This window comes from Flavobacterium aquidurense (genome assembly GCF_001404985.1).
Classification (GTDB): Bacteria; Bacteroidota; Bacteroidia; order Flavobacteriales; family Flavobacteriaceae; genus Flavobacterium; species Flavobacterium aquidurense_B.
This window is the reverse complement of the sequence record NZ_JRLF01000014.1, coordinates 162477-189424: the sequence shown is the minus strand read 5'-3', so window position 1 is coordinate 189424 and position 26948 is coordinate 162477. Positions and strand designations below refer to the sequence as shown.

The following is a 26948-nucleotide window of genomic DNA, read 5'->3' as shown; positions in this document are numbered from 1 at the left end:
TACGTCGAAATGACAAGATTGCGAAGAATAAAACAACAAAAAACAAAAAAATAACAACACAATGAAAGTAACTTTAGACAGAGTAAACGACGCTTTTCATTTTAAACTCAAAAATGAAAGAGGTCATGTAGTTGACGTTGACAGCAGAGCCGAATTTGGCGGAAGCGATTTAGGTGCAAGTCCGATGGAACTTGTATTAATGGGAGTTGCAGGATGCAGCGCCATTGATATGATTTCAATTTTAAAGAAACAACGTCAGGAAATAACATCATTTAACGCCGAAGTTGAAGGAGAACGTGTAAAAGTTGGAGAAGCAACACCATTTAAAGAAATCAATGTGGTTTTTTACTTAGAAGGTGATATCAATCCTGAGAAAGCAAAAAAAGCTGCGCAACTTTCTTTCGAGAAATATTGTTCAGTAGCCAAAACAGTTGAACCAACAGCTACAATCAAATATAAAGTTGTATTGAACAACGAAGCATTATAAAATTAGAAAATGAGTCAATTTGTGAATTAGAAAATGCTCAGATCGGGTATAAATGAAATTGACTCGCTTTAGTTTAGATTTTAAGTTTTGTTTTTCTCAGCGAAAAACTTGAAACTTGAAACTTGGAACAAAAAAAAAACAAAAACACACAATGAACGAACAAGAATTTGGCTTTGAAACTCTAGCCATACGTACACATTTAGAAAAAACACAATTTCAGGAACATTCAACACCTTTGTTTTTATCTTCAAGTTTTGTATTTGAAGATGCAGAGGACATGAGAGCATCCTTCACGGAAGAAAAAGTCCGCAATATTTATTCCCGTTTTAGCAATCCAAATACAACAGAATTTGTTGACAAAGTTTGTGCGATGGAAGGTGCTGAAGCCGGTTATGCTTTTGCAACCGGAATGGCTGCAATATATTCTACGTTTGCCGCATTGTTAGAATCAGGAGATCATATTGTTTCTGCAGGAAGTGTTTTTGGATCAACTCACGCGTTGTTCATGACTTATTTTCCAAAATGGAAAATCGAAACATCTTATTTTGATATCAATAAACCAGAAACAATAGAAAGTTTTATTAAACCAAATACTAAAATTCTATACGCTGAAACGCCTACAAATCCTGGTGTTGATGTAATTGATTTAGAATTATTAGGAACTATTGCAAAAAAACACAATTTGATTTTAATAATCGATAACTGTTTCGCTACACCATATATTCAGCAGCCTATTAAATACGGTGCGCATTTAGTCATTCATTCTGCAACAAAATTAATAGACGGTCAAGGTCGTGTTTTAGGAGGAGTTGTAGTTGGAGAAGGAGAATTAATTCGTCAAATTTACCTGTTTTCAAGAAATACAGGACCGGCAATGTCGCCATTTAATGCATGGGTTTTATCAAAAAGTTTAGAAACTTTGGCAGTTCGTGTTGATAAACATTGTGAAAATGCTTTAAAAGTAGCTGAATTTTTAGAAAGCCATCCAAATGTAGAAACGGTGAAATATCCATTTTTGAAATCTCATCCAAAATATGAAATTGCCAAAAAACAAATGCTTTTAGGTGGTAATATTATTGCGATAGAAATTAAAGGCGGTCTTGAAGCAGGAAGAAAATTTCTGGACAAGATTAAATTATGTTCTCTTTCAGCAAATATTGGCGATGTAAAAACAATTGTTACGCATCCGGCTTCAACAACGCATAGTAAATTGTCTGAAGAAGATCAATTAGCAGTAGGAATTACTCAAGGATTAGTTCGTGTTTCTGTAGGTTTAGAAACAGTAGCAGATGTAATTGCTGATTTGAAACAAGCACTTTCTTAAAGAATTAGATAATTATAATAAAATGGCGATTTTTAACTATGATAAAATTATAATTAAAAGTCGTCATTTCTTTTTTGATGCATTATCCTTTTTAGGAAAGTCAGGAAGGATATGGCATGATGCTATTTCTGCTACATATGTTGTTGATAAAAATGCCTTAGACAGTGATATTAAATTCCATGATTTGAATTTAATTGGAGTTCCGGAAGTAAATTAGTTAAACTATACTAATTTAGTAGAACTTACTTTTCTAATCTGTTATTATTCTCGTTCAAAAAGCTTATTTTTGTTGCAGAAAAATATTTAGAATGTTTATTTAGATCAGAAATCTAAAATCTACGCTCTAAAGTCTAAAATATTTAAAAAGTGCTTTCAAAGAAAACAAAATACGGAATTAAGGCTTTAACTTACTTGGCTAGACGTGAAAATAATGAACCAGTACAAATTGCCGAAATTGCAAAAAGTGAACATATTTCGATAAAATTCTTAGAAAGTATATTGTTGTTACTTAGAAACTCCGGTTTTCTGGGGGCAAAAAAAGGAAAAGGCGGAGGTTACTATCTCATAAAAGACCCAAAGGATATTAGTATGGCAAAAGTATACCGAATTCTTGAAGGTCCAATTGCGTTACTTCCATGTGCGAGTCATAATTTTTATGAAAGATGCGATGATTGTGACGATGAAACTACTTGTGCAGCAAGACGTTTGATGATGGAAGTTCGTGATAATACGCTTAAAATATTAGAGAGTAATTCCTTGGCTGATATTGCATTTTAAACCAGTTTTTTCACCATATAAGTGATATAAGTTCATTTAATTCAGGACTTATATCACTTATATGGTAGATAAATTAAAAAATCAATTTATATCCAGCCAGGAAAAGCATTACTGCAATTGCATTTCGAAGGAAAGTGTCAGGTACTTTTCCGCTTAACATACTTCCTATAAAAATTCCCGGAAGAGATCCCATTAGCAATTGGCCTAATAAAATTAAGTCAAGATTTCCCATTGAGGCGTGTCCAATTCCGGCAACCAGAGTTAGCGGAACAGCATGGGCAATTTCGGTACCTACCAAACGTGGCGTTGGTAAAAGCGGATAAAGAAAAAATAAAGTTACAGTTCCTAAAGCTCCGGCTCCTATAGATGTTAATGTTACGGTTGCCCCAAGTAAAACACCAATACCAATAGTCAGCATATTTTGAGTATGACTTTCGCTGTGAAATTTATCACCGGCATGTTTTTGAGAATATACCAAAAGCTTCTTTTTGAATAAAATAGCAATCGAAGTAAAAAGCAAAGCCCAGCCTAAACTATATTTTATTACAGCGTTTATGGTTGATATGTCGGTTTTTATGCTATTCAATATCCATAAAGTCAATAAAGCGGCAGGAACACTTCCTAAAGTTAACCAACCCGTAATTGTCCAATTGATATTACCTTTTTTATGGTGTACAAATACGCCTCCCATTTTAGTAAAAGCAGCATATAGTAAATCAGTTCCAACTGCAGTCGTAGGCGGAATACCAAAATACAGCAAAATTGGAGTCATTAATGAGCCGCCTCCCACACCTGTTAATCCAACTACGAAACCTACTACTAAACCGGCGATTACAAGACCTATTTGAAAATCCATGAATAAAAATTTGTTGCTAAAATAACAACAATTTTATAATTATCCTATAGATATTGTAGAGATTAGGAAAGGTATTTGAAATGCAAATCATTTTTAATGAAATACTGTTTTAAATATATCGTGATCGATATTATTTGTTAAATTAATTTATTGAATTTTTCAGAACAGCTTTAAATGTAATATAGCTGTAATTAGACACTTAAAAAATCGAAAATATTACTTTGTTATTTAGAAATAAATAGTATTTTTGCAAAGTAATCTATTAACCCGATAGGGTAATAGTTTTTGAAAACAAATTTAATCATTCTACGATGGAGAAGGAACTGAAAATAGATAATGTCAGCATCAAACCGGATGTCTTATTAAAAGAAAAACTATGGGTTGTAATTCCTGTTGTTTTGTTGGTAGGGTTATTATCTGTGTTGATATACAACCATTATGCTGAGTTTTCTATAGATGGATTTGTTGGAGGATTTGATCAGGAGTTTTTGGTGTTTTTTGCTATAGGAGTTTTTGCCCAATTGGTAGACGGAACATTAGGAATGGGTTATGGAGCGACTTCTACATCTTTTTTATTAGCTTACGGAGTTCCACCTGTAATCAGCAGCACAGGAGTTCACGTTGCAGAAATGTTTACTACCGGAGCATCAGCAATTTCTCATCATAGATTTGGAAATATCAATAAAAAATTGGTAAAACATTTATTGATTCCGGGAGTTTTAGGTTCTATTATTGGAGCTTATTTATTATCTGATGTTATTAATGGTGATGTTATAAAGCCATTTATTGCTGTTTATATGATTGTTTTGGCCGTTATAATTATCAGAAAAGCTTTAGCTAAAACCATTGTTAAAAAGAAAACTAAAAAATTAGGATTTTTAGCCACTTTTGGAGGTTTTATGGATGCTGTTGGCGGTGGCGGCTGGGGACCAATCGTAACGTCAACATTATTAGGAAGAGGAAGAAACCCCCGTTATACTATTGGTTCTGTTAATGCTGCTGAATTTGCAGTATCATTTGCAAGCGGAATTACTTTCATGCTTTTTGGCGGAATTCACGGTTGGCAGGTTATTATAGGTTTGATTTTAGGAGGAGTAACTGCAGCGCCAATTGGGGCTTATCTGGTAAATAAAATCAAAAGAAAACCAATGATGGTAGCAGTTGGAATATTAATTATATTATTGAGTTTAAAAACATTATCTAAATTATTGTAATATTTTTTAGAAAGAGAAAGAGAGAATATGAGTGCGACTATTATACAATTATTATTAGATAAGACAAAAGACTTTTCGCTGGATGAAACGCTGGTTTTTTTAGCAAATGAATTTCCGGGAAAAGTGATTTTTTCAACTTCTTTTGGTCAGGAAGATCAGGTAATTACAGATTTTATTGCAAAAAGTAATACAGATATTACCATTTTTACATTAGATACCGGAAGATTATTTCAGGAAACATACGATGTTTTTCATAAAACATTAAAAAAATATAAAAAGCCTATAGAAGTTTATTTTCCAGAAACAACAGCTGTAGAGAATTTATTAAAACATAAAGGCCCAAACAGCTTTTATGATTCGGTAGAAAATAGAAAAGAATGCTGTTTTATTCGAAAGGTAGTTCCATTGAGAAAAGCATTGGCAGGAAACTCAGTTTGGATTACAGGTCTAAGAGCCGAACAATCTGAAAACAGACATGACTTACAATTGTTTGAATACGATGGAGGTTTCGAAATCATAAAATTTAATCCATTATTGAAATGGAGTTTAGAAGAAGTAGAAACGTATTTGTCAGAAAACAATGTTCCTCAAAATGCTTTGCACAAACAAGGTTTCGTAAGTATAGGTTGTGCGCCATGTACAAGAGCAATTTTTCCTGGTGAAGATATCAGAGCCGGAAGATGGTGGTGGGAATCCAGTCATAAAGAGTGTGGTTTGCATAGTGCTAAAAAAGAGTAAAGAGGAAAGAGAATAGAAGGAAGAGAATAGAATAAAGAAGCAAGAATATAGATTCAAGACAATAGATTAAAGTTCCGGAGGAACGATTTATATTGTAGCGCCGGATTTTAATCCGGGGGAAATGAAGATTCGTATTGTAGCGTCGTCCCGACGCTTCGGGATTAACCCGATGTTTCTATAATGAGGTAGCCAATTTATCCGATGGATTTAGAATGAAGCAATGGAATTTTATTCCGTTGAAAAAACAAAAACAAAATACACAGAATAACGATCGTTTTAGAGATTTTAGATTAACTCACAATAATAATCTGGAGCTATAAACTTTCAAGCATTAAACAAAAAAACACAATGAGTTCAGTATTAAAAACAAACGCTTTAGAGAGTGAAGCGATATACATTTTCAGAGAAGTAATTTCACAATTTGACAAGCCTGTTTTACTTTTTTCTGGAGGAAAAGATTCTATAACATTAGTGCGTTTGGCACAAAAGGCATTTTTTCCTGCTAAGATTCCGTTTCCTCTATTGCATGTTGATACAGGACACAATTTTCCTGAAACAATTGCTTTCAGAGACAAATTGGTTGAAGAGTTAGGTTTGGAATTAATCGTTCGTAATGTTCAGGATGCTATTGATGAAGGAAAAGTGGTTGAAGAAACTGGGAAATATTCAAGTAGAAACAGTTTACAGACCACAACACTTTTAGATGCAATTGAAGAATTTAAGTTCGATGCTTGTATTGGTGGTGCGCGTCGTGATGAAGAAAAAGCAAGAGCAAAGGAGCGTATTTTTTCAGTTCGTGATGATTTCGGTCAATGGGATGAAAAAAATCAAAGACCTGAGTTATTTGATATTTTGAATGGAAAAATAGAAAACGGACAAAACGTTCGTGTTTTCCCAATTTCAAACTGGACAGAATTAGATGTTTGGAGTTATATCGAAAAAGAACACATCGAAATTCCGTCAATCTATTTTTCACATAAAAGAAAAGTTTTTTTGAGAGACGGTTTAATCTGGTCGCATTCTCCTTATGTGTATCAGGAAGAAGACGAACAAATCGAAGAAAGAATTGTTCGTTTCAGAACCGTTGGAGATATGAGTTGTACAGCCGCTGTTGAATCTTATGCAGCAACAATCCAGGAAGTTGTAGGAGAAATTAGAGAATCTACCATTTCTGAAAGAGGAGCCAGAATTGATGACAAACGTTCCGAAGCCGCAATGGAAAAGAGAAAACAACAAGGGTACTTTTAATAATTATGAGTTGTGAATTATAAATTATAAATGCAATTCAGAATTAAAAGTTAGAATCAAAAAAACAAAAACATACAGATTTATAAGTTTCGAAAGAACATGAAGCTTTAAACCTGAAACAATATATTAAGAATGGAAGTTTTAAAAATAGCAACAGCAGGAAGTGTAGATGACGGAAAAAGTACTTTGATCGGGAGATTATTGTACGACACAAAATCATTGACTACAGATAAAATCGAGGCAATCGAAAAAAGCAGTAAACAAAAAGGATATGATTATCTGGATTTTTCATTAGCAACTGATGGTTTAGTGGCTGAAAGAGAACAAGGAATTACGATTGATGTTGCGCACATTTATTTTTCGACAGCAAAGAAAAGTTATATTATCGCTGATACTCCGGGTCACGTAGAATATACCAGAAACATGGTTACAGGAGCTTCGACTTCTCAGGTTTCTATTATTTTAATTGATGCCAGAAAAGGTGTAATTGAGCAAACATACCGTCACTTTTTTATCAATAATTTATTGAGAGTAAAAGAGGTAATTGTTGCCATTAATAAAATGGACTTAGTAGATTATTCTGAAGAAGTTTTCAATAAAATCAAAACAGATTTTCAGGCGTTAAACGCTAAAAGTACTTTTAAGGAACAAAATGTAAGTTACATTCCGTTAAGTGCGATCAATGGTGGAAATGTAGTAGATCAGTCAAAAGATATGCCTTGGTATACAGGACAAACTGTTCTGGAGCATTTAGAAGGATTGCATTCTTCAGATGTTTTTGAAACAGGAAAAGCACGTTTTCCAGTTCAAACAGTTATTCGTCCAAAGACAGAAGAATTTCATGATTTTAGAGGATATGCTGGAAAATTATACGGAAACTCTATTAAAGTTGGAGATGCCGTTACCGTTCTTCCTTCTTTGACAGAATCAAAAGTATCAAAAATTCACTTCTTCGATAAACAATATGATGAAGCCGTTGCAGGATCTTCGATCACAATCGAATTAGAAAATGATATCAATGTAACAAGAGGCGATATGATTGTAAAATCATCAGAACTTCCAAAAATTGAAAAAGAAATTAATACAACAGTTTGCTGGATGGACAGTAAAAAACTGGTTGCAGGTACAAAATATATTGTACAACACAATACAAATTCAGTTTTAGCCAAAGTAGAAAGTATCAAAAATACCATCTCAACAGATTATTCAGGAACAAAAGAAGCATCGCAATTAGCGATAAACGAAATAGGAGAAGTAAGCATCAAATTAAGTAAACCATTATATTTTGATGCCTATAATGATAATAAATCAAACGGCGCTTTTATCTTAATTGATACAGCAACAAATACCACAGCAGGAGTAGGATTCATTAGATAGTTTTACTGCTGTAAGCTTTAAGCAATAAGCTTTAAGCAAAAAAAAATACAAAGTTAAAAAAGCTTATAGCCTATAGCTTAAAGCCTAAAGCAAAAAACAAATGGAAAGTTTTAGAACAGAAATAGAAAATCCGATTGTTCAGAAAGAGATCATCGATTTAGAAAAAAAGATTCATTTATTCCGTGGAGGAAAAATTGATGATGAGCGTTTTCGTAGTCTTCGTTTAGCACGCGGAATTTACGGACAACGTCAGGAAGGTGTTCAAATGATTCGTATCAAATTACCGTACGGTAAAGTTACGAGCGAACAATTGGTGCGTATCACTAAAGTTTCTGATGAATATTCTACAGGACGTTTGCATATTACAACACGTCAGGACATTCAGATTCACTATGTAAGTTTAGACAGAACTCCGGAACTTTGGGCAAATTTGGCTAAAGATGATGTCACCTTGCGTGAAGCTTGTGGAAACACCGTTAGAAATATTACAGGAAGCGAATTAGCAGGTGTAGACGTAAACGAACCATTTGATGTTTCGCCTTATGCACACGCTTTGTTTCAATACTTATTAAGAAACCCGATTTGTCAGGAAATGGGACGTAAATTCAAAATTTCGTTCTCTTCTTCAGACGAAGATACAGCTTTGAGTTATTTACACGATTTAGGATTTATCCCGAAAATTGTTGATGGTGTTCGTGGTTTCAAAATCATGTTTGGAGGAGGTTTAGGATCGCAACCAGCACATGCTGAATTGCTTTCAGAGTTTGTTCCGGCGAATGAAATTATTCCAACGGCAGAAGGAATCATCCGTATTTTTGATAGATATGGTGAACGTGCAAAAAGAATGAAAGCCCGTATGAAATTTTTAATCAAAGAAATGGGAAGAGATGTTTTCCTTGATTTGGTTGAAAAAGAGAAAAAAGCAATCGCTTTTGAAACATACGAAATCGACACAACCGCTTTTGACGGGCCAATTCCGGAACCATTATTAGAAGTGCCACAAGTTACAATAGAAGATACAAAAGCTTATGAAGCGTGGAAAAAATCGAATGTAATTGCACAAAAACAAGAAGGTTATTATGCTATTGGAATCAAAGTTTTATTAGGAGATTTTTATACGGATAAAGCCAGATTATTAGCCGCATTAATTAAAAATTACGCAGCAAACGAATTACGTTTTTCATTGCGTCAAAATATTGTAATACGTCACGTAAAAGAGGCTAATTTGCCTTTCTTTTATCAGGAATTAGCTAAGTTGAACTTTGTTGATTTAGGTTATAATTCAACCGCAGATATTACAGCATGTCCCGGTACAGATACTTGTAATTTGGGGATTGCAAGTAGTACCGGTATTGCAGAAGAATTAGAAAAAGTGTTAAATGCAGAATATCCTCAATACTTAAACAATCAGGAAATCGAAATTAAAATTTCGGGTTGTATGAATGCTTGTGGGCAACACAATATGTCAGCAATTGGTTTTCAGGGAATGTCAATCAATTCAGGAAAATTAGTAGCTCCGGCATTGCAGGTTTTATTAGGTGGAGGAAGATTAGGAAACGGATCAGGACGTTTTGCCGATAAAGTAATTAAAATTCCAAGCCGTAGAGGTCCGGATGCTTTGCGTACAATCTTAAATGATTTTGATGCGAATGCAAACGGAGAAAAATTCCTGAATTATTACGATCAAAAAGGAGAGAAATATTTCTACGAAATTTTGAAACCTTTCGCTGATGTAACCAATTTAACCGAAGCTGATTTCGTAGACTGGGGTAACGCAGATAACTACGTAAAAGCTGTTGGAGTTGGAGAATGTGCCGGAGTTGTGATCGATTTAGTAGCTACTTTATTATTAGAAGCAAAAGACAAATTGACTTTCGCTCAGGAATCATTCGACGAAGGAAAATGGTCAGATGCAATTTATCATGCTTATGCAGGATTTGTAAATGGGGCAAAAGCATTATTGCTTTCAGAAAACGAAAAAACAAATAACCATGCAGGAATTGTAGACTTATTTGATACTGTTTTCATTGCAACATCAAAAATAGAATTACCAACAACATTTAGAGAATTGGTATATCAAATCAATCAAAATGAGCCTTCAGAAGCATTTGCGAAAGCATATATTCAACAAGGAATTTCATTTTTTGATATAATAGAAAAATACAGAGCTCAAGAATTAGCAAATGCTTAATACAATAAAACCCAAAGTAACTTTAGTTGGCGCAGGTCCCGGCGATCCGGATTTGCTTACGCTCAAAGCCGTAAAAGCACTTGCTGAAGCGAATGTGGTTTTGTACGATGCATTAGCCAATGATGAAATACTAACACATGCACCTAAAAATGCCATCAAAATTTTTGTTGGAAAAAAGATAGGAAATCACGCTTACACGCAAGATCAAATCAATCAGTTAATTGTAGATAATGCATTAACGTATGGAAATGTAGTGCGTTTAAAAGGTGGAGATCCATTTATTTTCGGGCGCGGAAGCGAAGAAATTGAATTTATCGAAAGTTTCGGAATTCCAACAATTGTAGTTCCAGGAATATCTTCAGTAGTGGCAGTTCCTGCGAGTCAGGGAATATCCATTACAAAAAGAGGTGTTTCAGAAAGTTTTTGGGCGATTACCGGAACAACATCTGATAGAAAATTATCATCAGATGTAGCTTTGGCAGCACAATCCTCTGCAACAGTGGTTATTTTGATGGGAATGCACAAATTGCCTCAGATTATCGATTTGTTTCAAAAAGAAGATAAAGGAGATTTGCCTGTAGCGATTATTCAAAACGGAACAACAGTCGAAGAAAAAGTAGGAGTTGGGACTGTAGATTCGATTTTAGAGATTGTAAAACAGCAAAAACTGAGTTCACCAGCTATTATTGTTCTTGGAAACGTTGTTCGCGAAAGCAATAAACTAAAAGGTTTTTACGAAGAGTTTTTGTCAAAAGAAATTGTTCGATAAGAAAAAAATCATCTAATTTTGATTGGATGAAAATAAATTAAAATGGAACAAAACGAATTATATCCTGTGTTTTTAAAACTTCATAGTCTGAATGTTTTAATTGTGGGAGGAGGAAACGTTGGGTTAGAAAAGCTCTCTTTTTTATTAAAGTCGAGTCCCAATGCAAATGTTGAGGTAGTAGCGCCAAATTTCCATTTAGAAATAAAGGTTTTGGCCGAGAGACATCCTTCGATTACATTAACAAAATCGAAGTTCAAAAAGAAAATGCTCAAAAAACGTCATATGGTTATCGCTTGTACGGATGATTTACAAGTCAATAAAAGAGTATATGATTTATCCCGAAAGCGTTATTTGATTTGCAATATTGCCGATACGCCGGATTTATGTGATTATTATTTAGGAGGAATCGTAACAAAAGGAAATGTGAAAATTGCCATTTCGACCAACGGAAAATCACCAACAACAGCCAAAAGACTTCGGGAGTTTTTTGAAGAAGTGATTCCCGATGATATCAACAAAATGGTTGAGAACCTTAATGAATACAGAAAAACATTAAAAGGTGATTTTGAAGATAAGGTTAAAAAGATGAATGAGATCACAGCTTCATTGAAAAATAAGGAATAATAAGAATTCCGGAGGAACGGTTCATATTGTAGCGTCGGGTTTTAACCCGATGTATGAGCCAGATTACCGCTTCATAAAAAAATAGAGAGTAAAAAATCCCCCAAAGAAATCAATGATAAAAATCATTGAAATTAGAATAAATTATTCGTTTCTTTGTGTTATTAAGAATGATTATAAACAAATACCATAATGATTAAAACAGATATACTTATAATTGGAGCAGGACCAACAGGTTTATTTGCCGTTTTCGAGGCAGGATTATTAAAATTAAAATGTCATATTTTAGATGCTTTGCCACAAGCAGGAGGACAACTTTCAGAATTGTACCCTAAAAAGCCTATTTATGATATTCCTGGTTTCCCTGAAGTTTTAGCAGGAGATTTAATTGATAACTTACAAGAGCAAATTAAACAATTTGAACCAGGTTATACATTAGGAGAACGTGCAGAAACAATCGACAAGCAAGAAGACGGAAGTTTTATTGTAACCTCAAACAAAGGAACTAAATTTCATGCACCGGTTATCGCTATTGCAGGAGGTTTAGGAAGTTTTGAGCCTCGCAAACCACTTATCGAAGATATCGAGTTTTATGAAGATAAAGGAGTAAAATACTTTATCAAAAATCCGGAGAAATTCAGAGATAAAAGAGTTGTAATTGCCGGAGGAGGAGATTCAGCATTAGACTGGAGTATCTTTTTAGCAAATGTAGCTTCAGAAGTAACTTTGATTCACCGTAGAAATGAATTTAGAGGAGCTCTTGATTCAGTAGAAAAAGTACAGGAATTAAAAACAGCCGGAAAAATCAAATTAATTACTCCTGCAGAAGTAATTGGAATCAATGGTGCAGAGCATGTTGAATCATTAGATATCGAAGAAAACGGAGCACACCGTAAAATCGAAACAGATTTCTTTATTCCACTTTTCGGACTAACACCAAAACTAGGTCCAATAGGAGATTGGGGATTAGAAATCGAGAAAAATGCTATTAAAGTTAACAATGCATTAGATTACCAAACCAATATTCCCGGAATCTTTGCCATTGGAGATATCAATACATATCCCGGGAAATTAAAATTAATTCTTTGTGGTTTCCACGAAGCAACTTTAATGTGTCAGGCAGCATACGGAATTATCAATCCGGGTAAAAAATATGTCCTTAAATATACAACAGTTTCTGGTGTAGACGGTTTTGACGGAACTCGTAAAGAAGCTCCAAAAGCGGTTGTTAAGGCGATAGTTTAGTCTAAGACGCTAAGGTTCTAAGTAACTAAGGCTCTAAGATTTTTATAAAAAAAGCTCAAACTTTTAGTTTGGGCTTTTTTTATTCGCTATTGTTAAGAATCCCAGAGGGATGACATGTTTATAGAAAAGAAATTATTCGTTTGTAAAAGAGCTCCAGCGGAGCGACATATATTTCGCTCCGCTGGAGTTTTTGTGTTATGCTGATTGTTTTTTCTATAAATATGATGCTCCTCCGGAGCTAAATCGCATAAAAGATGAAAAACTTAGAACCTTAGTATCTTAGCCTCTCAGAACCTTCAAAAAAAACATATCTTTGTAATTATAAATTTTGATTATCATGAATTTAGAGGCTAGAAAATATCAATTTATTCAAGAGTTGGTTAAGGTGGAAGATGAAAGAATTTTAGAAAAACTCGAATTAGTTTTGAAGGCAAATCAAAATGATTGGTTTGATGAATTATCACAATCTGAGAAAAATGAAATTCAAATTGGATTAGACCAAGCCGAAAAAGGTGAATTTACCAGCCATGAAGATGTTATGAAAAGATTTTCGAAATGGCATTAAAATTTATTTGGACTTAACAAGCTGTAAAAGGCTTTAATAAAGTTATTGATTATTTGGAAGCTAAATGGACAGCAAAAGAAATTTTGAATTTGGAAAATAAAATCCAGCAAGTAATAAATCAAATCAGTCATAATCCAGAACAATTTCCAAAATCTGAAAAAAGCGCATCGCTACATAAAGCAATTGTAGACAAAAATAATTATTTAATTTATAGAGTAAATAAGGAATCCAATAGTGTTGAGATTATCAATTTTAGAGGAACAAAACAAAAGCCTAAACACTAAGGTCAATTTGTAAACTAAAAAGTTAAGACTGCTGGCTGTAGGGATTTAGTCATAAAAGATTTTATATATAAAGCTCAAACTATTATGGTTTCTTTTTTATTCACTATTATTAAGAATCCCAGAGGGATGATATATTTATAGAATAGCATAATTGAGTTTTTAAATAGAGCCCCAGCGGGGTGAAATATTATGTTCAAAACATGATCACTATGTTACTCCGCTGGAGCTTTCTATAAAAATGATGTTTTTTTGCTATAAACATTAAGCTCCTTCGGAGCTTTTAATATTTTACTTATAAACTCAGTATCTTAGAATCTTAGTCTCTCAGCACCTTAAAAAAAAGAAACTTAGACTCTCAGAATCTTAGCCACTTAGAAACTTTAAAAAACACTTGCAATTGTTCAGGTTATGTCTTTACTTTGCACTGTTCTTAAAATTACTGAAAGTTATCACGAAAGGCGGAGGGAAAGACCCAATGAAACCTTAGCAACCCTTTATCATAAAGAAGGTGCTACATTCTACTTTATACTATTCTTAGTATCAAAGATAGATAACACAAATACATAAAAGTATTTCTCAAAACTCTTCCTGACAACTTACAATATAATTTTACCGAATTCACTTTGGTATCATGAGCGAATCATTGGCGCATTTTTGCCGTCAATCTTTCCCGCTTTTCGTTGCAATCTTTTGCTTTTTAAAGAAAAAAGCAAAAGGATTTCCACTTCAATCGGGGCTAATGAGCCATCAATAGTGAATTTTTGGAATTAATGTGAATCAAAATATCGTACTAAACCTGATGCGTTTTTAAAAACCCGTCTGGTTTAGTAAACGTTAGAATTATAATTAAATAAAAAACTTAGCAACTTAGAACCTTAGCGTCTTAACAGCTAAAAGTCAAAAAGATATGTCAATAACAATTCAGGAAGCAATAAAAAAAAACATCCTAATCCTTGATGGAGCAATGGGTACGATGTTGCAACGCTATAATTTCTCCGAAGAAGATTTTCGTGGAGAGCGTTTCAAAGATTTTCCACATCCGTTAAAAGGAAACAACGATTTACTATCCATAACACAACCACAAGCAATCCGCGATGTCCACGCCGCTTATTATGAAGCTGGCGCAGACATTGTAGAAACCAACACATTTTCAGGAACTACGATCGGTATGGCCGATTATTTCCTGGAAGATTTGGTTTACGAATTAAATTACGAATCGGCTAAAATTGCCAGAGAAGTAGCCGATGAATTTACAGCCAAAAATCCGGATAAACCACGTTTTGTAGCCGGTTCAATTGGCCCAACAAACCGTACAGCAAGTATGTCACCAGATGTAAACGATCCGGGTTACAGAGCCGTAACATTTGACGATTTACGTATTGCGTACAAACAACAAGTCGAAGCCTTAATAGATGGAGGCTGCGATTTACTTTTGGTAGAAACAATCTTTGATACTTTAAATGCCAAAGCAGCACTTTTTGCAATCGAAGAAGTAAAAGATGAACGTAATCTTGATATCCCGATCATGGTTTCAGGAACAATTACAGATGCTTCAGGAAGAACACTTTCGGGACAAACCGTAGAAGCGTTTTTGATTTCAGTTTCGCATATTCCGTTATTGAGTGTAGGATTCAATTGCGCTCTTGGAGCCGATTTGTTGAAACCGTATTTGAAAACATTAGCACAACATACAAGCTTTAATGTTTCGGCACATCCAAATGCAGGTTTACCAAACGCATTCGGACAATACGATGAAACACCGGAACAAACTCAGGCATTTATCAAAGAATATTTAGACGATAATTTAATCAATATTATTGGTGGTTGTTGCGGAACAACTCCGGATCACATCAGATTAATTGCTGAAGTTGCGAAGGATTATAAGCCGAGAGTGGCGCCAGTATTGGTGTAAAAATTTATATAAAGAAAATATAGTTGTTCTTGAAGAATTAATATGAAATTAAAATATTTAGGTTTATTAGTCTTTCTTTCAATTTTACTTACGCAATGTGCTTCGTCAGCAAGCATTGAAGGGATGACGGTTAAAAATTATAAAGCAGAAAAAAAAATTGGAGATAAAATTTACATAAAATCTGTTACAGGCGGAAAAAAAACAAATCCGTTATGGACGTCTAAGATTTCTAATGAAAATTTTGAAGAGGCATTTAAAAAGTCTGTTATTGAATCTGAAGTATTTTCGAAAATAGATTCGATTACAAATGACGACGACTGGGTTCTTGAAATTAATTTAATCTCTGTAGATCAACCTTTTTTTGGTACGACTTTTACGGTCAAAACGACAATAGAGTATAAGTTTTATTACAAAAATGAATTAAAGTTTAGTAAGAATATTAAACAATCGGGTAGCGCTAAAATGTCAGATGCACTTATTGGGTCAAAAAGGTTACGATTAGCCAATGAAGTTTCGGCAAAAAATAATATAAATGAGTTACTTCGATCATTAAACGAAATAGCTTTGAATATTACAGCTAGCGCAAGCATCTCACCGGTGCCTGCAAAATAAAGTTTTTTTTTGAAAATTTATTTTTAATATAGATTTCTATAAATACAAGCAATATCAAAAATGGATGGAGACCATATTGTTTATTCAGAAGATGGAGAAGTTTTTAAAGGATTTCTAAATTCACATTGGTACGATACAGCGAGTCCATATTTGTATTGTGTTTCTGAACTAAAAAGTATTAGAAGCAAGATTGATAATAACGAAAAATTCAAAATAGAAAGTAATGGTAAAATATATCACATTACGACAAATTTAGAATTTAAGACATGGATAGAAAAGGTGTTTTGCGGAGGATTCGAAAAACATGTTTTTATTGACTACGAATTTAATTAAAAATAAATGTTCCGTAGGAACAACAGATCGGTAGCAAAATAAAATTGTTTAAAAAACGATAATTGAAATCGTGAAGAATATAAAGTTATTTTGAAACCGAGTGTCGCGTGAGGAATAGAAGCGGCTAGCCCACAGCCTGACGAAGGAAGTGCGAGGACTAATAGCGGATAGCCCGACCCGGAGGGGCACGCCCAAAATAACAAAATAAGATTGTAAAATATAAGAATGAGATTGCTTCGTTCCTCGCAAAGACAAGCAAGACGTTAAAATAAAAGTTCCAGAGGAACGAAACATATTGTAGCAACGGAATTTATTCCGTTGGAAAATTGAAAAAAGAAAATGGCAGAAAATAGAAGAGACCTTGTATTAGCAGGATTAGAACCGTTGATTATTACGCCTAACAGTGTTTTTGTAAACATTGGAGAGCGTACGAATGTTACGGGTTCAAGAAAATTCCTTCGCTTAATCAAGGAAGAGAAGTATGACGAGGCACTTGATATTGCAAGACAGCAGGTAGAAGGAGGAGCGCAAATCATCGATATTAATATGGATGAGGGAATGCTTGACGGGGTTCAGGCAATGACTAAATTTTTGAATTTAATTGCATCAGAACCCGATATTTCGAGAGTGCCGATTATGATCGACAGTTCGAAATGGGAAATCATTGAAGCAGGTCTAAAAGTAGTACAAGGAAAAAGTGTTGTAAACTCGATTTCGTTGAAAGAAGGCGAAGAAGCCTTTATTCACCATGCTAAATTAATCAAACGTTACGGAGCTGCGGCTATTATTATGGCTTTTGACGAAGTAGGTCAGGCCGATAATTTTGACCGAAGAGTAGAGATTTGTCAGCGTTCGTATGATATTTTGGTTAACAAAGTTGGTTTTCCTCCACAGGATATTATTTTCGATTTGAATATTTTCCCAGTTGCAACCGGAATGGAAGAACATCGCTTAAATGCTTTGGACTTTTTTAGAGGTACAAAATGGGTTCGTGATAACTTGCCCCATGCGCATATTAGTGGTGGTGTGAGTAACGTTTCATTCTCTTTTAGAGGAAATGATACGGTTCGTGAAGCGATGCACTCGGTGTTTTTATACCATGCGATCAAGAACGGAATGACAATGGGAATCGTAAATCCGGAAATGCTTTCGATTTATGATGATATCCCTAAAGATTTATTAGAACACGTTGAAGATGTAATTCTTGACCGACGCGACGACGCAACAGAAAGACTTTTGGACTTTGCTGAGAACGTAAAAGGCGAAGTAAAAAGTGATGAAAAGGCGATTCAGGAATGGCGTTTAGGAACGGTTCAGGAACGTATTACGCATTCATTGGTAAAAGGAGTTGACGCTTTTATTGAAGAAGATGTTGAGGAAGCTCGTTTGGCAGCAACAAAACCTATTGAAGTTATCGAAATCAATTTGATGACGGGAATGAATGTCGTTGGAGATTTATTCGGAAGCGGGAAAATGTTCCTGCCTCAGGTTGTAAAATCAGCACGTGTAATGAAAAAAGCCGTTGCGTATTTATTGCCTTATATCGAAGCAAGCAAACAAGCGGGAGACAAACAAGGAAACGGAAAAATTTTGATGGCAACCGTAAAAGGTGATGTTCATGATATTGGTAAAAACATCGTTTCGGTAGTTTTGGCGTGTAATAACTATGAGATTGTAGATCTTGGTGTTATGGTGCCTCCGGAAAAAATTATTGCTGCGGCGATTGAACACAATGTAGATATTATTGGTTTAAGCGGATTGATTACACCTTCGCTTGACGAAATGGTGTATCTGGCCAAAGAATTAGACAAACAAGGAATCAAAATTCCTATTATGATTGGTGGAGCAACGACTTCGCGTGCGCATACAGCCGTGAAAATTGCGCCACAATATAGAGAAACTGTAATTCACGTAAACGATGCTTCTAGAGCCGTTACTGTTGCAGGAAACCTGTTAGATCATAACCGAAAAATATATGCAAGCGATATTCGTGCAGAATATGATGCGTTTAGAGAAACGTTTTTGAATCGTTCTAGAGATAAAAACTTTTTAACAATCGAACAAGCACGTAAAAACAAATTACAATTGGATTGGGACGAATATACGCCAACCAAACCAAAAGTAATAGGCAAACAAATCATCGAAGTAGAACTGGATGTTTTGGTTCCGTATATCGACTGGACGCCATTTTTTAGAACATGGGAATTGTTCGGGAAATATCCGGCAATTTTAACAGATGAGGTTGTGGGAACAGAAGCGACTTCGGTTTTTGCAGATGCACAGGAAATGCTGAAAGTGATTTTGGCAGAGAAAAAATTATCAGCAAAAGGTATTTACGGGATTTTCCCGGCAAACCAGATTGATGATGACGATATTGAATTGCGTGATGAAAACGGAAAAGTGTTGGAGAAATTCTTAACACTTCGCCAGCAATCTCAAAAAACAAAAGGGGCACCAAATATCGCTTTATCTGATTTTATCTTGCCAAAAGATAGCGGAATTACAGATTATATAGGAGCATTTTGTGTTACAACTGGTTTTGGCGTAGATGAATGGGCAGCCGAATTCGAAAAAGATTTGGATGATTATAATTCAATTATGGTTAAAGCATTAGCCGATCGTTTTGCTGAGGCTTTCGCCGAATATCTTCACGAAAAAGTGCGTCAGGATTTCTGGGGTTATGATGCTGAAGAATCGCTTTCGACAGAAGATTTGATCGAAGAAAATTATAAAGGAATTCGTCCTGCTCCAGGATATCCGGCTTGTCCAGATCACTTAGAGAAACCAACAATCTGGAAACTCTTAAACGTGGCCGATGAAATTGGAGTAACCCTGACGGAAAGCATGGCAATGTGGCCGGCTTCATCGGTTTCTGGATATTATTTCGGAAACCCGAAAAGTAAATACTTCGGACTCGGAAAAATAAAAGAAGATCAGGTGGTAGATTACGCCAAACGAAGAAACGTTCCAACAGATTACGCAATGAAATGGTTAAACCCTAATATAGCAGATTAAATTAGTCAAAAGTCAAAAGTCTTAAAGTCCGAAAGGAAAGACTTTCGACTTTCGACTTTACAACTTTAAGACTTAATAATGAAAGTAACAGAACATATAGAAAACGCCAAAGGAAAAACATTATTCTCATTTGAAATTATTCCGCCTCAAAAGGGGAAAAGCATTCAGGAATTATACGATAATATCGATCCGTTGATGGAGTTTAAACCACCGTTTATTGATGTAACGACTTCTCGCGAAGAGTATATTTATATAGACAAAGGTAACGGGCTTTTAGATAAAAAATTAACTCGTATGCGTCCAGGAACGCTTGGAATTTGCGCTTCTATAAAACATAAATACAACGTAGATACCGTGCCTCACGTACTTTGCGGAGGATTTACAAAAGAAGAAACCGAATATCTTTTGGTAGATTGTAACTACTTGGGAATCGACAATGTGATGGCTTTACGAGGTGACGCTATGAAAGACGAACAATATTTCATGCCAAAAGCCGGAGGAAACGATTATGCGATTGATTTAGTGAAACAAATTAGTTTACTAAATCAGGGAAAATATCTTCATGAAGTAATGGATGCTGATAACAGAGCCAATTTTTGTATAGGAGTTGCCGGTTATCCGGAGAAACATTTAGAATCTCCATCATTACAATCTGACTTAAAAAGACTGAAAGAAAAAGTAGATGCGGGAGCTGATTATGTGGTAACGCAGATGTTTTTTGACAATGCAAAATATTTCAACTTTGTAGAAAAGGCAAGAGAAATGGGAATCACAATTCCTATTATTCCTGGAATTAAACCAATCGCGGTTCAAAGGCATTTACAGGTTTTACCTCAAATTTTCCGTATAGATTTGCCAGAAGATTTGATTCATGCGGTAGATTCGTGCAAGAATAATGCAGAAATAAGACAAGTGGGGATTGAATGGGCGATTCAGCAATCGTTAGAATTAAAAGCTGCCGGAGTTCCTGTTTTACATTATTATTCAATGGGTAAATCTGAGAATATTCGCCAGATTGCGAGCCATCTTTTTTAAGAGTTTACTCGTTTTAGTCATTGAACCCAGTCTTGTCATTCCGAGGAACGAGGAATCTCCGCAAGTAACTCCGCACAGAAAAGCGGACAATCTTTGTCGAGCTTCTTGTGGAGCTTCCTCGTTCCTGGGAATGACAAAAAAACGTAAAAATATACTTTTGCTTCGTTCCTCGCAATGATCAAACAGTTTGGAATTTGGAATTTTTTAATTTGGAATTTTATTTAAATTTACCATTATGAAACAAGAAGAATTACAAGCAATAGCTTCTCAGTTGAAACATCCTACGGGAGAAAAAGGGATCGAAATGGGCAATATGATGAATGAAACCAACATCAATATGACGCATCATTCGATTCAAAATCTACATATAGAGTCAGGAAATATAATTCTGGAATTAGGTCACGGAAATGCTGGACATGTAGAATTTATCTTTGAACAGGCTGAAAATATTAAATATTACGGACTTGAAATGTCTGAATTAATGTTTCAGGAAGCACGCCAGATCAACAGGAATTTTGTCTCCCAAAAACAAGCTTTCTTTTCAGTTTATGACGGAAATATAATTCCGTTTGCAGATGCATTTTTCAATAAGATCTTTACCGTAAATACAATTTATTTCTGGCAGCAACCTGAAAAATTACTTTTGGAAATTTACAGGGTTTTACAGCCAAAAGGAATTTTATGCATCACTTTTGCTGAGAAAAGCTTTATGAAGCAGCTTCCTTTTACTCAATTCGAATTTGATCTTTATAGTACTGAAAAAGCGGAAAAATTGGTTCATAAAACAGCTTTCAAAATAATCAACAAAGAAACTTTAACAGAGAAAGTAAAAAGTAAGACTGGTGAATTGGTCGACAGAGCTTTTACTACTTTAGTTTTAGAAAAATAAGAAAAGAAAGTATTCTATATTTCGAGTTCTTTTTTTGACTACTTTAATTGATTTTTATTTCATTTTTCTTTTTTGAATCGTAATACTTTAAATTTATGGAGGTTAAAAAAATCAATTTTCTCAAAAGTTACAGTAGTATTCTTTTACTTCTTGGCGGAATCATACTTGGAAGTATTTTGGGTTTAGTTTTCGGAAAAGATGTTGAGGTAATAAAACCGCTTGGAGATATTTTCCTGAACTTACTTTTTACAGCAATTATTCCGCTTATTTTTTTTACGATTGCTTCGTCTATTGCCAATTTAGAAAAAACGGAAAAATTAGGAAAGCTTTTTCTAATTATGCTCGCCGTTTTTTTAGGAACAATTCTTATTTCGGCTATTGTAATGATAGTGGCGGTTTATATCTTTCCAATTCATCAGAGTATTATAGTCTCTAAAGTTCCTATAGAAAATATCCAATCCGGAAGTATTGGTGATCAAATAGCAAGATTGGTTACAGTAAATGATTTTTTCGAATTATTGTCCAGAAAGAGTATGTTAGCTCTTATAATCTTTTCGTTTTTGCTAGGATTTGCCAGTTTACAATCTGGAGAAAAAGGAGCTGGTTTTAGAAATTTTCTCGATTCCGGAAACGAAGTCATGAAGCAGCTTCTGACTATGATTATGAAATTGGCACCAATTGGTCTGGGCGCTTATTTTGCTTATCAGGTTGGAGTTTTTGGCCCGCAATTGTTTGGGGCTTATGCAAAACCATTAGGTGTTTATTATGCTGCGTGTACTTTTTATTTCTTTGTTTTTTTTAGCTTATATGCTTTATTAGCAGGAGGCAAAAGAGCATTTGTAGTGTTTTGGAGTAACAATATTACGCCATCTTTAACCGCGATAGGAACCTGCAGCAGTATTGCTACAATTCCGGCAAATCTTGATGCTGCCGAAAAAATGAATATTCCAAAACATGTCAGGAATCTCGTTATCCCAATTGGAGGACCTTTACATAAAGATGGTTCGAGTATGTCTTCGATTTTAAAAATTACCGTTCTTTTTGCTATGTTTGGAAAAGATTTTACAGATCCGTTGACAATACTTCTTGCTTTAGGAATTACAGTAATTGTCTCGATTGTTGAAGGCGGAATTCCAAATGGCGGATATATTGGAGAAGTTTTGGCTATTACCGTTTATGGGTTGCCAATGGAACAAGCTTTGCCGGTTGCCATGATCTTAGGAACTCTTGTTGATCCAATTGCTACTTTATTAAATGCAAACGGTGATGTGATTTGTTCTATGATGGTCTCTCGTTTTTCTGAAAAAACCAAGTGGTAACACAAAACTTCCAAAGCAAATCTTTTTATAATTAAATCAGTATTAATCAGCTTAATCTATAAAGTCTGCGTATTATTTTTAATACGGGATGATATTTGGGCTAAGCATCTAAGTAATATATAATGAATTCAATACTTCAACACGATCTTAATGATATCGAAAACATACTTAACAAGGTAAAACAACAAGGAATAGATTTTCTGCATAATCTTGAAAATATTCCAACTTCAAATAAAAATACAATCGATCCAACCCGAGATTTAAGCGAATTAGGTTTAGGATCATTAGCTGCTTTAAAAGAATTTAATGAGAGATTAGCACCTTTGATGGTTGCTTCTCCAGGGCCAAGATATTTGGGATTTGTAACCGGAGGTTCTACACCTGCTTCAATTGTTGGAGATTGGCTCACAACTGTTTATGATCAAAACACACAAGCTGTAAAAGCACAGGGAGGAGTTTCTGCTTTAATAGAATTTGAAACGATCAATTTGTTGTTGCAATTACTAAACTTGCCTAAGTCATTTTCAGGTGGATTTGTAACCGGAGCAACAATGTCTAATTTTACTTGTTTAGGTGTGGCAAGACAATGGTTTGGCGCTCAATCAGGCAAAGACTTTGCTAAAAACGGGATCTCAGAAACGATAAATATCCTAACTGCAACACCACATTCATCTTCGATAAAAACACTATCAATGTTAGGTGTAGGCAGTAATAATTACACCACAATTAAAACCATAGAAGGCAATCGTGAAGCAATTGATATTGCTGATTTAGAACAGCATATTCAAAATTTAAACGGAAAACCTTTTATCCTTATTTCAAGCGCCGGAACTGTGAATACAGCAGATTTTGATGATTTTGAAGCCATTTCAAAACTTAAAGAAAAGCATAAATTCTGGTGGCACATTGATGCTGCTTTTGGTGGTTTTGCTGCTGTTTCGGATAAATTTAAACACCTTACCGAAGGTTGGGAAGGAGCAGATAGTATTACAATTGATTGTCATAAATGGCTGAATGTTCCTTATGAAAGTGCTTTTTATTTAATTAAAAAAGAGCATATGAATCTTCAAATAGAAACTTTTCAGAATTCTAATGCGCCGTATTTAGGAAATCCGCTGGATAATTTTAATTACCTGAATGTGTTGCCTGAGAACTCGCGCCGTTTAAGAGCTTTACCAGTTTGGTTTTCTTTAGTCGCTTATGGAAAACAAGGTTTTCAGGATATTATAGAAAATAGTGCCGCACTGGCTTTACATTTTGCAAACGCACTTATCGAAAATGATAATTTTGAACTTTTGGCTCCAATTCGTCTCAATAATGTTTGTTTTACTTTGAAAGGAGATCACAATCAGGAAAAAGTTTCTGCGTTTTTAACTCACTTAAATGATAAAGGAAAAGTATTTATGACGCCAACTGTGTATCAAAATAGAAAAGGGATCAGGGCTTCATTTGTCAATTGGAGAACAACTGAAAAAGATATTAAAATAATTATCGAAGAATTAATAAAAACACTTTCAGATCTGGATTTGTAATCAATATTTTTGTGCTGTACTTTAAATAAAAGCAGAAAGAGTCTGCTAACTACAAACAGACTCTTTTCCATCAAAAAAAAACAAAAAACAAGGAAACTAAAGATCCAAATATTATATCCTATACGTAAAAGCTATTGTGGCAATTCGGTTATCAAGATCATATCTTTTATTGATATTTGTTTGGGCTAAAACTGAATTGATGTGAAAATTATTGGTATTAAAAATGTCTGTAATATTAAGTTTGATATTGCCTTTCTTAGAAAGAACCTGTTTAGATATTCCGATACTAAAATCAAAGAAAGGATCTCTTTCATAAATACCCAGATTTGATTTCGATTGATATTGCGCATTTGCTTCGGCTTTCCAGCTTTCTGTAATAGTAAATGAGTTTTGAACGCTTAGATTTAAAGTCACAATAGGATCAATTGTATCAGTATTTACAACATTCCCCATGAATTTATTTTCGAATATATTAAAAAGCGTATTTACAGACCACCATTTATAAATTTCGGCTGTATTGGTAATATTAGCACCATAATTATATGATTTGTCAACATTGATTTGTGAAGTGACTGTTGTATTATTATCTGGATTATAGAGGTAAACTTCAGTAAAAACATCTTTGGTTTTGCTAAAATATAATGACGCCATAAAAGCACTTTTCCAGGCGTATCCAATTTCCGCTGAATGTGTGATTTCAGGAACTAAATTTGGATTTCCCTGAGAATAATTAAACGAATCATCGTAAAAGCGAAACGGATTTAAATCGAACTGACTTGGTCTGTTAATTCTTTTACTGTATGATGCGTGTAAGGAATGATTACTGCTCAATTCATATTTCATTGAAACACTTGGAAACCATTTTAAATAATCGTCTTTGTGCTCTTCATTTAAGGTTTTCTGCAAAATATTTATGGCAGTATATTCTGATCGTAAACCACCCTGAATATTTAATTTTTCCAGTTGATATTTATAGTTGACGTAAGCCGCATAAATTTGCTCTTTGTACTCAAAATGATTCGTCGAATTACTATCGACAATCCACTGATTATTCTCGTTGTATTCGTAAACTGATGGATTATCATTATTTTTTAGACTGGCTTTGAATCCCCATTCTATAGATTGTTTTTCGTTTAGCGGATTTGTAAAATCAACTTTTCCTGTAAAAACTTTCAATTGAGACGGGATAAAACCTCTTCTGTCATTAATGGCAGCGGTGCTTTCCGGATCTATGTTTTTAGCATTCTGAAATTGATTCGATCTGAATTTTGACGTTTCATATTCAAAATCAAAAGACATATTTTTTCCTTCGGTATTAAATTTATGAACTCCTGAAAAAGCATACGTATAATCATTCCATTTTTCTTTGCTGTCATTATACGTCAAAGCATCAAATTGTACCTGATCTAAGGCATTGAGCAATGTATTTTTACCGTTGGCGATATTTTGATAGCGACCAATTTTTGCATCAACATAAACTTCTAAATTTGTTTTGGGAGAAACCTCATAAGTTGTTCCTATTTTAAAATTGTTAGATGTCAATGGTTCATCTGTAGTTGCCGTTTGATGGTTTTTTGTCGAAATGGTCTGGCGTATTGCATCCGTATATTGATTTTGGTCGAATTCTTTACGTTCTTCTTCGCCTCTAAAAGTATAGCTATAGTTTCCGTAAACGCCTAATTTCTCTTTATTGTAGCTTAAATTTACACCTGAGTTTGTTCTGTTTTTTCGGCCTCGCCCATAATTCGTAAATACAGTTCCTTTAAGCCCGCCTGCATTTGGCTTTTTTAAAACAATATTAATAATTCCGGCTTTTCCGGTCGCATCATATTTAGACGAAGGATTGGTAATTACTTCTATTTGTTTGATATTAGATGAGGTTGTCGATTTTAAATAATTTGCCAGTTCCTTTTGAGAAAGTTGTGTTAGTTTGCCATTTATCATTACACCAACTCCTTGCTGTCCTCTAATAGACAATTCGCCATCCTGAGATACTACAACACCGGGAGCGCGGGATAAAACATCTAATGCAGTTCCGCCTTCAGAAACAATACTATTTTCGACATTAAAAACTAATCTGTCTGATTTTTGAGTGTATAAAACTTTCTTTTTTGTGATTACTATTTCATCTAAAACATTTATAGAAGTTTCGACAATACTGTCGGTTTCTTTTTCTGTCTGCGAATATCCGTAGACCGAAAATGCGAGCATAATAGATGTTATAAAATTCTTCATGATATCTGGAGTTGATTTTTTGTTGGAGTAGGAGGTTTAATATAGAATGGAATTGATTTAAGAAGTTTTTTTATTTTAAAACAATACTTTCCAGTTTATCAGAAAGTGTTTTTCGAAGATGCAAAAAACGGCTTAATAACTTAAAAATATAGATTTTGATTGAGCTGAGTGCGGAAAACATTACATGGTATTTGAAGTTTCAGTTTTCAAATATAACACTATTTATATCAAGTCTAAATAAAAATAGTTAAAATTTGTAAACTAAAAATGTAATAATTTGATAACTAGTAATTTCTGATTTTGCAAAAAATCAGAAATTATAAATAGAAGGAAGAGTTTTAAGATAAAAGCCCTAAAAATATAAGGTTTA

At 34.2% G+C, this 26948-nt stretch carries 24 protein-coding genes and 1 riboswitch; of the genes, 22 read left to right on the top strand and 2 right to left on the bottom strand.

Going from position 1 to position 26948, the window contains the following annotated elements; genetic code table 11:
• The first annotated feature begins 61 nt into the window (after positions 1-61).
• The 4 genes from RC62_RS16340 to RC62_RS16325 all read left to right on the top strand — a co-directional run bounded on the left by RC62_RS16340 (position 62) and on the right by RC62_RS16325 (position 2588).
• On the top strand, positions 62-487 hold the full coding sequence (locus RC62_RS16340) for an OsmC family protein (protein ID WP_055097118.1): 426 nt from the start codon (positions 62-64) through the stop codon (positions 485-487).
• 151 nt (positions 488-638) lie between these two features.
• Positions 639-1811 (top strand): trans-sulfuration enzyme family protein, encoded by a 1173-nt coding sequence (locus tag RC62_RS16335; protein WP_055097746.1) that lies wholly within the window; start codon positions 639-641, stop codon positions 1809-1811.
• 22 nt (positions 1812-1833) lie between these two features.
• Positions 1834-2028 (top strand): hypothetical protein, encoded by a 195-nt coding sequence (locus RC62_RS16330; RefSeq protein WP_055097116.1) that lies wholly within the window; start codon positions 1834-1836, stop codon positions 2026-2028.
• Between the two features lie 149 nt (positions 2029-2177).
• Positions 2178-2588: an RrF2 family transcriptional regulator gene (locus RC62_RS16325; RefSeq protein WP_055097114.1), complete on the top strand. Its 411-nt coding sequence runs from the start codon at positions 2178-2180 to the stop codon at positions 2586-2588.
• 73 nt (positions 2589-2661) lie between these two features.
• Here RC62_RS16325 and RC62_RS16320 read toward each other — a convergent pair whose 3' ends face one another.
• Positions 2662-3444 (bottom strand): sulfite exporter TauE/SafE family protein, encoded by a 783-nt coding sequence (locus RC62_RS16320; protein WP_055097112.1) that lies wholly within the window; start codon positions 3442-3444, stop codon positions 2662-2664.
• 311 nt (positions 3445-3755) lie between these two features.
• Between RC62_RS16320 and RC62_RS16315 the strand changes: the two genes are divergently transcribed.
• The 18 genes from RC62_RS16315 to RC62_RS16230 all read left to right on the top strand — a co-directional run bounded on the left by RC62_RS16315 (position 3756) and on the right by RC62_RS16230 (position 24343).
• Positions 3756-4658: a sulfite exporter TauE/SafE family protein gene (locus tag RC62_RS16315; protein WP_055097111.1), complete on the top strand. Its 903-nt coding sequence runs from the start codon at positions 3756-3758 to the stop codon at positions 4656-4658.
• A gap of 27 nt (positions 4659-4685) precedes the next feature.
• Complete coding sequence (locus RC62_RS16310; protein WP_055097109.1) at positions 4686-5396, top strand: phosphoadenylyl-sulfate reductase; 711 nt, start codon at positions 4686-4688, stop codon at positions 5394-5396.
• A gap of 348 nt (positions 5397-5744) precedes the next feature.
• On the top strand, positions 5745-6644 hold the full coding sequence (gene cysD / locus RC62_RS16305) for a sulfate adenylyltransferase subunit CysD (RefSeq protein ID WP_042566295.1): 900 nt from the start codon (positions 5745-5747) through the stop codon (positions 6642-6644).
• 132 nt (positions 6645-6776) lie between these two features.
• Positions 6777-8021, top strand: coding sequence for a sulfate adenylyltransferase subunit 1 (locus RC62_RS16300; RefSeq protein WP_055097108.1), 1245 nt, complete (start codon positions 6777-6779; stop codon positions 8019-8021).
• A gap of 100 nt (positions 8022-8121) precedes the next feature.
• The gene (locus tag RC62_RS16295) at positions 8122-10212 is read left to right on the top strand and encodes a HEPN domain-containing protein (RefSeq protein ID WP_055097106.1); all 2091 of its coding nucleotides are present in this window, start codon (positions 8122-8124) and stop codon (positions 10210-10212) included.
• The gene (cobA, locus tag RC62_RS16290) at positions 10205-10981 is read left to right on the top strand and encodes a uroporphyrinogen-III C-methyltransferase (protein WP_055097104.1); all 777 of its coding nucleotides are present in this window, start codon (positions 10205-10207) and stop codon (positions 10979-10981) included. The genes RC62_RS16295 and cobA overlap by 8 nt, the downstream gene beginning before the upstream one ends.
• 42 nt (positions 10982-11023) lie before the next feature.
• Complete coding sequence (locus RC62_RS16285; protein ID WP_055097102.1) at positions 11024-11605, top strand: bifunctional precorrin-2 dehydrogenase/sirohydrochlorin ferrochelatase; 582 nt, start codon at positions 11024-11026, stop codon at positions 11603-11605.
• Between the two features lie 189 nt (positions 11606-11794).
• A complete protein-coding gene (locus tag RC62_RS16280) occupies positions 11795-12847 on the top strand; it encodes an NAD(P)/FAD-dependent oxidoreductase (protein ID WP_055097101.1) in 1053 nt (350 codons plus the stop codon).
• Between the two features lie 337 nt (positions 12848-13184).
• Complete coding sequence (locus RC62_RS16275; protein ID WP_055097100.1) at positions 13185-13412, top strand: hypothetical protein; 228 nt, start codon at positions 13185-13187, stop codon at positions 13410-13412.
• An 89-nt stretch (positions 13413-13501) separates the two neighbouring features.
• The gene (locus RC62_RS16270) at positions 13502-13696 is read left to right on the top strand and encodes a type II toxin-antitoxin system RelE/ParE family toxin (protein WP_245176839.1); all 195 of its coding nucleotides are present in this window, start codon (positions 13502-13504) and stop codon (positions 13694-13696) included.
• 443 nt (positions 13697-14139) lie between these two features.
• Positions 14140-14253, top strand: a riboswitch (SAM riboswitch).
• 350 nt (positions 14254-14603) lie between these two features.
• Complete coding sequence (locus RC62_RS16265; RefSeq protein WP_055097098.1) at positions 14604-15608, top strand: homocysteine S-methyltransferase family protein; 1005 nt, start codon at positions 14604-14606, stop codon at positions 15606-15608.
• A gap of 42 nt (positions 15609-15650) precedes the next feature.
• Positions 15651-16220: a hypothetical protein gene (locus RC62_RS16260; protein ID WP_055097096.1), complete on the top strand. Its 570-nt coding sequence runs from the start codon at positions 15651-15653 to the stop codon at positions 16218-16220.
• Positions 16221-16280: 60 nt separating this feature from the next.
• Positions 16281-16553, top strand: a complete 273-nt coding sequence (locus RC62_RS16255; RefSeq protein ID WP_055097094.1) for a hypothetical protein — start codon at positions 16281-16283, stop codon at positions 16551-16553.
• Positions 16554-16892: 339 nt separating this feature from the next.
• Complete coding sequence (gene metH, locus RC62_RS16250; protein WP_055097092.1) at positions 16893-19568, top strand: methionine synthase; 2676 nt, start codon at positions 16893-16895, stop codon at positions 19566-19568.
• Between the two features lie 78 nt (positions 19569-19646).
• Positions 19647-20603 (top strand): methylenetetrahydrofolate reductase [NAD(P)H], encoded by a 957-nt coding sequence (metF, locus tag RC62_RS16245; protein WP_055097091.1) that lies wholly within the window; start codon positions 19647-19649, stop codon positions 20601-20603.
• 235 nt (positions 20604-20838) lie between these two features.
• Positions 20839-21492 (top strand): class I SAM-dependent methyltransferase, encoded by a 654-nt coding sequence (locus RC62_RS16240; RefSeq protein WP_055097089.1) that lies wholly within the window; start codon positions 20839-20841, stop codon positions 21490-21492.
• A gap of 95 nt (positions 21493-21587) precedes the next feature.
• On the top strand, positions 21588-22811 hold the full coding sequence (locus tag RC62_RS16235; RefSeq protein WP_055097087.1) for a dicarboxylate/amino acid:cation symporter: 1224 nt from the start codon (positions 21588-21590) through the stop codon (positions 22809-22811).
• A gap of 122 nt (positions 22812-22933) precedes the next feature.
• A complete protein-coding gene (locus tag RC62_RS16230; protein ID WP_055097084.1) occupies positions 22934-24343 on the top strand; it encodes a pyridoxal phosphate-dependent decarboxylase family protein in 1410 nt (469 codons plus the stop codon).
• Positions 24344-24454: 111 nt separating this feature from the next.
• Here RC62_RS16230 and RC62_RS16225 read toward each other — a convergent pair whose 3' ends face one another.
• Positions 24455-26578 (bottom strand): outer membrane beta-barrel family protein, encoded by a 2124-nt coding sequence (locus tag RC62_RS16225; protein ID WP_055097082.1) that lies wholly within the window; start codon positions 26576-26578, stop codon positions 24455-24457.
• Positions 26579-26948 lie beyond the last annotated feature (370 nt).